This is a genomic window from Peribacillus sp. P4_C12 (genome assembly GCF_056402095.1).
This window is the reverse complement of the sequence record NZ_JBFUIB010000400.1, coordinates 1-3,459: the sequence shown is the minus strand read 5'-3', so window position 1 is coordinate 3,459 and position 3,459 is coordinate 1. Positions and strand designations below refer to the sequence as shown.

Below are 3,459 nucleotides of genomic sequence, written 5' to 3'. Positions count from 1 at the left end.
GTATTTCGACTCCGTTTTCAGTTAACACCTCATAGAACTCATCCATTTGATCGGAATCTAACTCAAAACCGCCAATTTTTTCTGCGATTTTTTCTAAAGTTAAAGAGCCCCGTTTTTTACCTAGCTCTATTAATTTTTCTTTCACCTGCTCAAGGCTAAATTCATTATCAACTTGTTTGGAACGTGCTGGTTTTTCAGCCATTAGTTCCCCTCCTTCCAGGACTTACACCTAAACAACTTACTACAACAATTTACGCAATTTAATGATTTCCATGGCAATTTGTGCAGCAGTTACATAATCACTACGTCTAACTGCATCTTTTTCTTCAACTTGTTTTTCTTTTATCTTTAACAACTTTTCATATTTCAACACTTGATTTATACAATCGGTCAGTTCTTTTTCGGTAACTTCCTCATTCACTGACATCATTTCTATTTCCGAAACGATCCTTCTCAAGTTTGGATCCGGTAAATACGTAAGGAAAAAGCTTGTATCCGGCTCGTGTCCATCTTCATAGAACGCATATAAATAGGTGATGATTGCCTGATGTTCATCTACATGAAAGACTGTTTGCCCAAGCAACTGCTGAATTTTGAAAGTCATATCCCTGCTTTTCAGCATATGGGCAATTAACTTAGTTTCAGCATTATGGTGAGCTGGCTTTAACTTATGCTCATATTGCAGGGTCATTTTCTTTTGTATTGCAGGCTGCGGCAGTGTCCCCTTCTTGCGTTCTGCAAAAAACACCTGTCGCTGCTGCTGTTCCAACGCATCCAATGATAGAGAAAATTCAGAGGATAACTGCCGGAGATAATGATCCCTCTCCACAGCATTGGGCAATCGCGAAATTTCTCTAAGAACTTCTTCGATATATTGAATTCGATCTCCTTCATTATTTACGTTTTTTCCTCGTCGTAAATAATGCATTTTGAATGCCATGTAGGTTAAACTGGCCCCTATTACTTCAGAAACAAAGCTTTTTTCACCGAATTCCTTTATGTAGTCATCGGGGTCCAAGTTATCAGGCATCAGCGCGACCTTAACTGTAAAATCGTTGTCCTGTAACATATTAACTGCACGGTTTGCCGCATTCAATCCCGCAGAGTCCGAATCATAGCAGATTAGTATCTGATCAGTATTTCTTTTTAATAGCTGGATATGCTGATCGGTTAGGGCGGTCCCCATCGTAGCGACCGAATTCTCTACACCCGCACGAACAGCTGAAATACAATCGGCAAAGCCTTCAAAAATAACTACTTGTTCTTTCTTTCGTATGTGAGGTCTTGCATGATGAAAATTATATAAAGTTTTACTTTTATTGAAGATTGRCGTTTCGGGACTATTCAAATATTTGGGCTCATCATCCCCCATTGCTCTTCCCGAAAACGCAATCGTATTCCCTTGGTGATCCATAATTGGAAACATGACTCTATTTCTGAAACGGTCAAAATATGACTCGTCTTTTTCCCTAAAAATAATTAGCCCTGCTTGCTCCATAAATTCCGCTGGAAACCCACGTTTTAAAAGAAACTTGGAGACAAAGTCCCATGAATCCAATGAGTAACCAATTTGGAACTTTTCTATCGTCTCTTCTGTAAATCCGCGTTTAAGAAGATATTCAAGAGCTTCTTGACCCTCCTTCGTATTTACGAGGAGATGGTGGTAAAACTTTCGCAACAAGTCATGTGCTTCAAACATTTGCTGCGAGCCAGCAGGCATATTAGAACGCTGGGAGTCCTTATTTATTTCAACATCTAAAGGAACATTTCCTTTTTCAGCTAAAACTTTCGCAGATTCCACAAAATTGTAGCCTTCTATATCCATTAAGAAAGTGAAAATATTCCCGCCTGCCCCACAACCGAAACAGTGAAAGATTTGCTTTTCAGCTGAAACGGAAAACGACGGCGAGTTTTCACCATGAAAAGGACAAAGGCCAAAGTAATTTCGCCCTTGCTTCTTCAGCTGGACATATTCTCCAATTAAATCAACAATGTCAACAGCTTCACGAATTTGGTTTATTTTCTCGTCTTCTATACGGCCATTTGTCATTTTTCCACCTTGCAATTTTGGTGATAGTTTCTAATTCGATATCGACTTCTAATTCCCTGCAAAATTCGACAAAATTTTCAAAAGTTTATTTGTAAAACTTGTTCGATCTTCCTTTGTGAATGCTTTCGGCCCTTTCGTATGTTTACCCTGCCTGCGAAGTTTCGCTGACTGATAACGCATATCTAGGAGCATAAAAATATTCTCGTCTGTGTATTCTTTTCCCCTCGGTGAAAGAACATAAACGCTTTTTGGAAGCAGGGTTCCAGCCAATCCAATATCTGCGGTTACAACGATATCACCCTTCTTTACTGAATTTACTATATAAAGATCGGCCGCTTCTTTATCCGCATYGACATATACCCATTTACCTTCAGGGTTGTTCATCATATTTTTATATGACGCAACAAAACAGACTTCGACATCGTGCAGACGTGCGCAATGAAGGATCTCGTCTTTCACCGGACATGCATCGGCATCGACGTGTATGGTTGGTTTATTATTCATACCTTTTAATTCTACATCTTTCTGCATAATCCTTTTTCTCCCCTAAACTTTATCGAGATATAGTGTAACTTTCAGCCATGGGTCAGAGAATATTCTCTAAAAGAGCCAACCTTTTTAATTCAAGGAATCTCTTCTTAGTAAAGTTACAATGCTGCTTTTACCTTGATTCAGAGTCAGCCAATTTAAAATTATACGGAACATGTCGAATTATTTTTATGATAAAAACCTTGACTTCTCATTAACCTTTAGTTTATTCCTTATTAATTAAGTCTAAACCTTAAGATTACTTTTTTCTCACAATTTTTTATTATAGTCTATTTGATTAGAAGATGCCAACATTTAAATTCCGATTCTTATTTTATACAAATCGATGGAATTTCAAATGTAAAAAGAGGAGAAAACCATGTAATTATTTCCTATTTTTGCGCGAAATTCCCTTAAATCCCCTTAGCATTAAAATGTGAGCTGACACTTAAAGTGTCTAGCTCACATTTTGGTTTACCTTAATTTAAGAATTAAATAAATCCACCTATCAACGATCTTTTTTTTGAAGGATATTGATAATCAAATTGGCTGTTTCTTCAACAGCTTTATTCGTAACATCAATGATTGGACAATTCAACCTCGAAAGGATTGTATCAAAGTACGTCAGCTCTTCTTTAATACGTTCCACATTTGCGTAAATAGCATGATCATTAAGCCCCAAAGACTTTAATCGCTCTTTACGAATATGGTTCAGCTTTTCCGGACTAATCTTTAAACCAATACATTTTTCAGGTGGGACCAGGAATAATTCTTCTGGTGGTTCCACTTCAGGCACTAAAGGTACATTAGCCACTTTATAACGTTTATGGGCCAAATATTGAGATAGAGGTGTTTTTGAAGTGCGTGATACACCTACAAGG

4 protein-coding genes are annotated in these 3,459 nt (G+C 37.6%); all 4 read right to left on the bottom strand.

Going from position 1 to position 3,459, the window contains the following annotated elements; genetic code table 11:
- On the bottom strand, window positions 1–202 hold a 202-nt coding region (locus AC1DUW_RS23770; protein WP_477643617.1), incomplete at its 3' end, for an RNA polymerase sigma factor region1.1 domain-containing protein.
- Window positions 203–241: 39 nt separating this feature from the next.
- Complete coding sequence (gene dnaG / locus AC1DUW_RS23765) at window positions 242–2,050, bottom strand: DNA primase (protein WP_477643616.1); 1,809 nt, start codon at window positions 2,048–2,050, stop codon at window positions 242–244.
- A 48-nt stretch (window positions 2,051–2,098) separates the two neighbouring features.
- Window positions 2,099–2,554, bottom strand: coding sequence for a YaiI/YqxD family protein (locus AC1DUW_RS23760; RefSeq protein WP_477643618.1), 456 nt, complete (start codon window positions 2,552–2,554; stop codon window positions 2,099–2,101).
- 532 nt (window positions 2,555–3,086) lie between these two features.
- On the bottom strand, window positions 3,087–3,459 hold a 373-nt coding region (locus AC1DUW_RS23755; RefSeq protein WP_477643615.1), incomplete at its 5' end, for a kinase/pyrophosphorylase.